Origin of the sequence: Streptomyces sp. NPDC023723 (assembly GCF_040639815.1) — a bacterium.
Taxonomy (GTDB): Bacteria; Actinomycetota; Actinomycetes; order Streptomycetales; family Streptomycetaceae; genus Streptomyces.
Genome location: NZ_JBFAAP010000105.1, coordinates 1 through 7,570, shown reverse-complemented (window position 1 = coordinate 7,570; position 7,570 = coordinate 1). Strand labels below are relative to the sequence as shown.

The window sequence follows — 7,570 nt, the reverse complement described above, 5'->3', positions numbered from 1 at the left end:
GCTACGAACGCAAGCCCGAACACTTCCTCGCCTTCACCGCCATCGCCGCGACCCTCATATGCCACCGCAGACTCACCAAATGAAATGACGTCTTAGCGCGAATCGACCTTCTCGCTGGCTCGCACCCGCCCGGTCCCACTCACCCACCACCGCACAAACCACCTCGCCCCCGCCGAAGTAGACGCCCGCAACGACCCCCCGCGACGCCCGCGGGGGGGGCCAGCAGCACACCGCAACCAGCCACCCCCACCAGCCCTCACCCACCGCCGACGGCCCGCTGACGACGCCGGCACTCACGGCCGTCGCCCGGCCCCCGGCCCCCGGCCGCCCGCTTGCCGCCCCGTCATACGCGCCGCACCGAGCGGCCGGTCCAGGCGGGCCCGGTCAGCCGGCCGTCGCCCGCCGCGCCCTCTCGCACAGCCCGGCCAAGGACTCCGTCGTCACCGGCGAGACCACGCCCTCCTCGGTGACGATCGCCGTGACCAGCTCGGGCGGGGTCACGTCGAACGCCGGGTTGTACGCCTGCGTCCCCAGCGGCGCGATCGGCACACCACCGCCCGCCCCGGTCACCGGCACCTGCGGCACCGACACCTCGGTCACCTCGTACGCGGGCCGCTGCTCGACCTCGACGGCCGCCCCGTCCAAGGTGTCCGGGTCCACCGTCGTCACCGGCGCCACCACGATGAACGGCACATGGTGGTACCGCGCCAGCACCGCCAGCGGATAACTCCCCACCTTGTTCGCCACCGACCCGTCGGCCGCGATCCGGTCCGCCCCGATCAGCACCGCGTCCACCTCACCCGCCGCGAACAGCGAACCGGCCGCGTTGTCGGTGAGCAACGTGTACGCCATGCCGTTGCGGGCCGCCTCGTACGCCGTGAGCCGGGCGCCCTGCAACAGCGGACGGGTCTCGTCCACCCACAGCCGCCGCAGCCGTCCCGACCGGTGCGCCGCGAGCGCCACCGCGAAGGCCGTGCCCTCGCCGCCGGACACCAGTGCTCCGGTGTTGCAGTGGGTGAGCACCCGGTGCCCGCCCCCGGGCAGCAACTCGTCCAGCAGCGCCAGCCCGTGCTCGGCCATGCGGGCACTGGCCTCGGCGTCCTCCCGGTGCAACGCCCGCGCCGCGGCCAGCGCCGCCGCCGCGGCCTGCGGAGCGCCACCGCCCTCGGCGAGCGCGGCCCGGTGAGCGGCCTGCGCCCGGCGCACCCCGACCGCCAGGTTCACCGCGGTGGGACGGGCACCCGCCAGCGCGTTCGCGGCGTCGTCCACGTCGTAGCCGCGTACGGCGGCGAGCGCGACGCCGTACGCACCGGCGATGCCGAGCAGCGGTGCCCCGCGCACGGCCAGCGAGCGGATCGCCTCCACCAGCGCGGGCGCGTCCGTACAGACCAGCTCGACCTCCTCGGCCGGCAGCCTCGTCTGGTCCAGCAGGACCAGGACCGGGCCTTCGGGGGGTTCCTCCCAGCGGAGGGCCGGTATGTCGGTCGGCCGCTTGTCCTCGCCGGTCTGCGCGTACTGATCAGCCATGCGGTCAGTCTGCCCGCTATCCGTCGGACAATTGAAGGGGCGCAGCACCTACCGCGGCCGGTCACCATGCGACCACCCCATGGCACGATGGCTGCCAACCTGCCGCCGCGACCGCGGACGGGCACCGTGAAGGAGCGACGATGAACGACACTCCGGGCTGGGCCTCGCCCGGATCCGCCCCGTCCGACGGGCGGCAGCCCGGCGCGTCCGGCCCCGCCGACCGCCCCGGCCCCGACCAGCCGGCGGACCGGCCCGGCGCGGATCCCGCAGGCCCCGGCACGAAGTGGTCCCAGGAGCAGCCGCCGCCCGGCCAGTGGTCCGCGCCCACCGGCCCCACGGGCACCGGCCAGGCCCCGCCGCCCCCGCCGCCCCCCGGCCCCGGCTGGGGCACCCCGCCTCCGGGCCAAGGCCCGCAGGCCCCGCACGGCCCCGGCGGTCACGGCCCCGGCGGCGGCTGGGGCGGCGGTTACGGCGGCCAAGGCGGCCCCGGAGGTCAAGGGGGATACGGCGGCCCCGGCGGTTACGGCGGCTGGGGCGCCGGCTGGGGCGGCCCCCCACCCGCGGCCAAGCCCGGCGTCATCCCCCTGCGCCCGCTCGGCGTCGGCGAGATCCTCGACGGCGCGGTCTCCACCATGCGCACCTACTGGCGCACGGTCCTCGGCATCTCGCTGACCGTCGCGGTGGTCACCGAAGTCATCGTCGTCCTGCTCCAGGGCCTGGTCCTGGACAGCGCGAGCACCGACGCCCTGAACGACCCGAACGCGACGCTCAGCGAACTGGGCGACGCCATGGCCGGCACCATGATCAGCTCGGCTGTCGTCTTCGTGATCTCGCTGGTCGGCACGGTCATGGCGACCGCCCTGCTGACGACCGTCACCAGCCGCGCCGTCCTCGGCAGGCCGGTGACCACCGGCGAGGCATGGCGGGACGCCCGCCCCCAGGTGCTCAAGCTGTTCGGCCTGATCCTCCTCCTGCTGGTCATCACCGTGGGAATCGTCGCGGTCGGCGCACTGCCCGGCATCATCGTCGCGGTCACGGCGGGCGGCGGCGCGGCCATCGCGCTCGGCGTCCTGGGCATCGTCGCGGGCACGGTCGTCGCCGTGTGGCTCATGATCCGTTTCTCCCTGGCCTCGCCCGCGCTGATGCTGGAGAAGCAGAGCATCGTGAAGGCGATGAGCCGCTCCACCAAGCTCGTCCAGGGCTCCTGGTGGCGGATCTTCGGCATCCAGCTGCTGGCCACGATCATCGCGAACGTCGTCGCGTCGATCGTCGTCCTCCCCTTCACCTTCCTCGCCGCGGCCCTCAGCGGCGACGGGGTCAGCGGCTTCGTCAACGGCAGCGGCGGCCTCGGCTGGACCTTCCTGGTGATCAGCGGGATCGGCTCGGTGATCGGCTCCATGATCACCTTCCCGATCACGGCAGGAGTCACCGTGCTCCTCTACATCGACCAGCGCATCCGCCGCGAGGCCCTCGACCTCGAACTGGCCCGCGCCGCCGGTGTCCAGGGCTACCACGCCCCCGGCGCGAGCCCGGGGGTCTGATGCGGTGAGAGGCACGGGGGGAGTCTTCACAGAGGTGCTGCCGCACACCGCCGTACGGACCCTGCCGCGCGCCGGCCACGGCCTGACGCCGGCACTGTCGCGCTCCGACGACGCACCACCGCTGACGACGCCGCGCGATCCCGCCCGGGAGGCCGCCCGGCGTGAGCTGGCCAAGCGCATGTACCACGAGAACGACCCCAGTTGGTTCCAGCGTGCCCTCAACGCCTTCTGGGACTGGATCGGCGACCTGTTCAGCACCGCCTCCACCGCGACCCCCGGAGGGGCGCTCGGCCTGGTCGTCATCATCGCCGCCGTCCTGCTGGTGGTCGCCGCCCTCTGGTGGCGCCTGGGCGCCCCCCGCCGAGAGCCCACCACCACGGCCGCCCTCTTCGACGACCGTCCCCGCAGCGCCGCCGAACACCGTTCCGCGGCGGAGGCACACGCCGCCCAGGGCCACTGGAACCAGGCCGTCCAGGAACGCATGCGGGCCATCGTCCGAGCCCTGGAGGAACGCGCCCTCCTCGACCTCCGCCCCGGCCGCACCGCCGACGAGGCGGCCATGGAGGCCGGCCGCGCCCTGCCCGCCCACGCCGACGGACTCCGCGCCGCGGCCCGGGACTTCGACGACGTCACATACGGCGGCCGGGCAGCGTCCGAGGAGTCGTACCGGCGCGTCGCCGGACTCGACCGCGACCTGGAACGCACCAGGCCGCGGACGGCCGGCCGCGCCACCACCCACAGCACGGACGCCGACACCCGCCAGGGAGCCGCCGGATGACCACCGAGGCCACGCTCCCGTCCACCTCGGCCTCGCCCACCGCCCGCCACCTGTGGACCCGCACGCGCGGCGTCGCCCTCGCCCTCGTACTGCTCGTCGCGGGAGCCGTCGCGATCGCCGTCGTCCGCTCCGACGCCCGGCACGGCGAACTCGACCCGCGCTCGGCCGACCCCTACGGCAGCCGGGCCGTCGCCGAACTCCTCGCCGACCGCGGCGTGTCCACCCGCCTGGTCAGCACCCTGGCCGAGGCACGCGCCGCGACCGGCCCGGACACCACCCTCCTGGTCGCCGTCCCCGACCGCCTGACCGAAGCCCAGCAGACGCGGCTGCGCTCGGCCGCCGCCGGCTCCGGCGGCCGTACCGTCCTCGTCGCGCCCGGCAGCGCGTCCGTCGAGCGCCTCGCCCCCGGCGTCACCGCCGACCCGGCGATCAGCCTCGACTCGACCCTGTCCCCGGGCGCCGGCTGCGACCTCCCCGCCGCCCGGCGCGCGGGCCCCGCCGACACCGGCGGCATCCGCTACACCACCGTCCAGCCCGACACCGACGCCTGCTACCGCAGCGAGCGCCTGGCGACCCTGCTGCGTGTCCCCGAACAGACCGGCCAACCGTCGGCGGGCGCTTCCCAAGCGCCTGCCGACGGAACCGACGGAACGTACGAAGGCACCTCCACGGGCGACACGATCATCCTCGGCGCGCCCGACATCCTCCTCAACAACCGCCTCGACGAGCACGGCAACGCCTCGCTCGCCCTCCAACTCCTCGGTTCCCGCCCGCATCTGGTCTGGTACCTCCCCTCCCTCTCCGACACCACCGCTGAGGACGACGGCGAACGCAGCCTCTTCGACCTGCTCCCGTCCGGCTGGCTCTGGGGCACGCTGCAACTCTTCGTCGCCGCCGCCGTCGCCGCCCTGTGGCGGGCACGCCGGCTCGGCCCCCTCGTGCCCGAAAAACTCCCCGTGGCGGTCCGCGCCTCCGAAACCGTCGAAGGCCGCGCCCGCCTCTACCGCAAGGCGAACGCCCGCGACCGCGCGGCCGCCGCTCTTCGCTCCACCACTCGCACGCGCCTCGCCCCCTTGGTAGGCATCCCCGTACCCCAGGCGCACACGCCCGAGGCCCTGCTCCCCGCCCTGTCCGCCCACCTCCACGGCGAACACGGCGGTCCCGGCACCGGTCAGTCCCCGCACACCCTCCTCTTCGGCCCGCCGCCCGGCGACGACGCGGCCCTCATCTCCCTCGCCGATCAACTCGACGAACTCGAAAGGCAGGTACGCCGTCCATGATGGACCCGACCACTGACAACGCCGGGCCGGCCGGGACCGCGGGCGACGCCCACGCGTCCCTCGAGGCCCTGCGCGCGGAAATCGCCAAGGCCGTGGTCGGCCAGGACGCCGCCGTGACCGGCCTCGTCGTGGCACTGCTCTGCCGCGGCCACGTCCTCCTCGAAGGCGTCCCCGGCGTCGCCAAGACCCTCCTGGTCCGCGCCCTCGCCGCGTCCCTCCGGCTGGAGACGAAGCGGGTGCAGTTCACCCCGGACCTGATGCCGAGCGACGTCACCGGCTCACTCGTCTACGACGCCCGCACCGCCGAGTTCTCCTTCCAACCCGGCCCGGTCTTCACCAACCTCCTCCTCGCCGACGAGATCAACCGCACCCCGCCGAAGACCCAGTCCTCCCTCCTGGAAGCAATGGAGGAACGCCAGGTCACCGTCGACGGCACCCCCCGCCCCCTCCCCGACCCGTTCCTGGTCGCGGCCACCCAGAACCCGGTCGAGTACGAGGGCACCTACCCCCTCCCCGAGGCCCAGCTGGACCGCTTCCTCCTCAAACTCACCATCCCCCTCCCCTCCCGCCAGAACGAGATCGACGTCCTCACCCGCCACGCCTCGGGCTTCAACCCGCGCGACCTGCACGCCGCGGGCGTACGCCCCGTAGCGAGCGCCGCCGACCTCGAAGCCGCCCGCACGGCCGTCGCCAAGACCACCGTCTCCCCCGAGATCACGGCCTACGTCGTCGACATCTGCCGCGCCACCCGCGAGTCCCCGTCCCTCTCCCTCGGCGTCTCCCCGCGCGGGGCCACCGCCCTCCTCGCCACCGCCCGCGCCTGGGCCTGGCTGACCGGCCGCGACTACGTCACCCCGGACGACGTGAAGGCCCTGGCCCTGCCCACGCTCCGCCACCGCGTCCAGCTCCGCCCGGAGGCCGAGATGGAGGGCGTGACCGCCGACTCCGTCATCAACGCGATCCTCGCCAACGTCCCCGTCCCCCGCTGATGGCACCCACCGGACGCGCCGCGCTGCTCGCGGCCCTGGGCTCCCTCCCGGTCGGCATCTGGGAACCGGGCTGGACCGGCATGCTCGCGGTCAACGGCCCCATCGCCCTGGCCTGCGCCTGTGACTACGTCCTGGCCGCCCCCGTGCGCCGGTTGCGCCTGTCCCGCTCCGGTGACACCTCAGTGCGCCTGGGCGACAGCGCCGACGTCACCCTCACGATCACCAACCCCGCCAACCGTCCGCTCCGCGCCCGTCTCCGCGACGCCTGGCCCCCGAGCAGCTGGCGTCCGGGCACGGAAACCACCTCGTCCCGCCACCGATTGACCATCCCACCCGGCGAGCGCCGTCGCGTCACCACCCGCCTCCGCCCGACCCGCCGCGGCGATCGCCAGGCCGACCGTGTGACGATCCGCTCCTACGGCCCGCTGGGCCTTTTCACCCGCCAGGCCACTCACCAGGTCCCTTGGACCGTACGGGTCCTCCCCCCGTTCACCAGCCGCAAGCACCTCCCTGCCAAACTGGCCCGGCTCCGCGAACTCGACGGCCGCACCAGCGTCCTCACCCGTGGCGAGGGCACAGAATTCGACAGCCTGCGCGAGTACGTCCCCGGTGACGACACCCGCTCCATCGACTGGCGCGCCACGGCCCGCCACACCACGGTCGCCGTCCGCACCTGGCGTCCTGAACGCGACCGCCACGTACTCGTCGTCCTCGACACCGGCCGTACGTCGGCCGGCCGAGTGGGTGACGCTCCTCGCCTGGACTCCGCCATGGACGCGGCGCTGCTCCTGGCCGCCCTCGCCTCCCGCGCCGGCGACCGGGTCGACCTCCTGGCCTACGACCGTCGCGTACGCGCCCTGGTCCAGGGCCGCACCGCGGGTGACGTCCTGCCGTCCCTGGTCAGCGCCATGGCGACACTGGAACCCGAACTCGTCGAAACCGACGCGCGCGGTCTCACCGCGACGGCCCTCCGCACAGCCCCGCGCCGCTCCCTGATCGTCCTGCTCACCACTCTGGAAGCGGCACCCATCGAGGAGGGTCTCCTCCCCGTACTCCCGCAGCTCACCCAGCGCCATACGGTCCTGCTGGCTTCCGTCGCCGACCCGCACGTATCCCGAATGGCCACGTCACGCGGCACGACAAACTCGGTTTACGAGGCCGCAGCCGCCGCCCAGTCCCAAGCGGACCGCCATCGCACCGCGGACCAACTACGCCGCCACGGCGTCACCGTCGTAGACGCCACCCCCGAGGAACTGGCACCGGCCCTCTCCGACGCCTATCTCGCACTGAAGTCGGCAGGACGTCTCTGACAAACGCAAAAAAGGGGCCCTCAGGGTCCCTCTAAAAACTTCCCGACAAACAGAAAACCCCCGCATCTCACGATGCGGGGGTTTCCCTTATAAGAATTGTTCGGCGGCGTCCTACTCTCCCACAGGGTCCCCCCTGCAGTACCAT

6 protein-coding genes are annotated in these 7,570 nt (G+C 73.8%); 5 read left to right on the top strand and 1 reads right to left on the bottom strand.

Annotation, left to right across the window (positions count from 1 at the left end; all coding sequences use genetic code 11):
- Positions 1-384: 384 nt before the first annotated feature.
- Positions 385-1,527 carry an S-methyl-5-thioribose-1-phosphate isomerase gene (gene mtnA / locus AB0G32_RS39910; protein WP_361175830.1) on the bottom strand — a complete coding sequence of 381 codons (1,143 nt, stop codon included), beginning with the start codon at positions 1,525-1,527 and terminating at the stop codon, positions 385-387.
- Between the two features lie 140 nt (positions 1,528-1,667).
- Here mtnA and AB0G32_RS39905 point away from each other — a divergent pair, with 140 nt between their 5' ends.
- Genes AB0G32_RS39905 through AB0G32_RS39885 form a run of 5 tightly spaced genes read left to right on the top strand, consistent with a single transcriptional unit; the run spans position 1,668 to position 7,425 of the window.
- Positions 1,668-3,068: a glycerophosphoryl diester phosphodiesterase membrane domain-containing protein gene (locus AB0G32_RS39905; protein ID WP_361175827.1), complete on the top strand. Its 1,401-nt coding sequence runs from the start codon at positions 1,668-1,670 to the stop codon at positions 3,066-3,068.
- A 37-nt stretch (positions 3,069-3,105) separates the two neighbouring features.
- Entirely contained in the window at positions 3,106-3,846 is a 741-nt protein-coding gene (locus AB0G32_RS39900; protein ID WP_361175833.1) for a DUF4129 domain-containing protein, read from the top strand.
- Positions 3,843-5,126: a DUF4350 domain-containing protein gene (locus AB0G32_RS39895; RefSeq protein WP_361175825.1), complete on the top strand. Its 1,284-nt coding sequence runs from the start codon at positions 3,843-3,845 to the stop codon at positions 5,124-5,126. The genes AB0G32_RS39900 and AB0G32_RS39895 overlap by 4 nt, the downstream gene beginning before the upstream one ends.
- Positions 5,126-6,115, top strand: a complete 990-nt coding sequence (locus AB0G32_RS39890) for a MoxR family ATPase (protein WP_361175822.1) — start codon at positions 5,126-5,128, stop codon at positions 6,113-6,115. The genes AB0G32_RS39895 and AB0G32_RS39890 overlap by 1 nt, the downstream gene beginning before the upstream one ends.
- Complete coding sequence (locus AB0G32_RS39885) at positions 6,115-7,425, top strand: DUF58 domain-containing protein (protein ID WP_361175819.1); 1,311 nt, start codon at positions 6,115-6,117, stop codon at positions 7,423-7,425. Before AB0G32_RS39890 ends, AB0G32_RS39885 begins: the two co-directional genes overlap by 1 nt.
- Positions 7,426-7,570 lie beyond the last annotated feature (145 nt).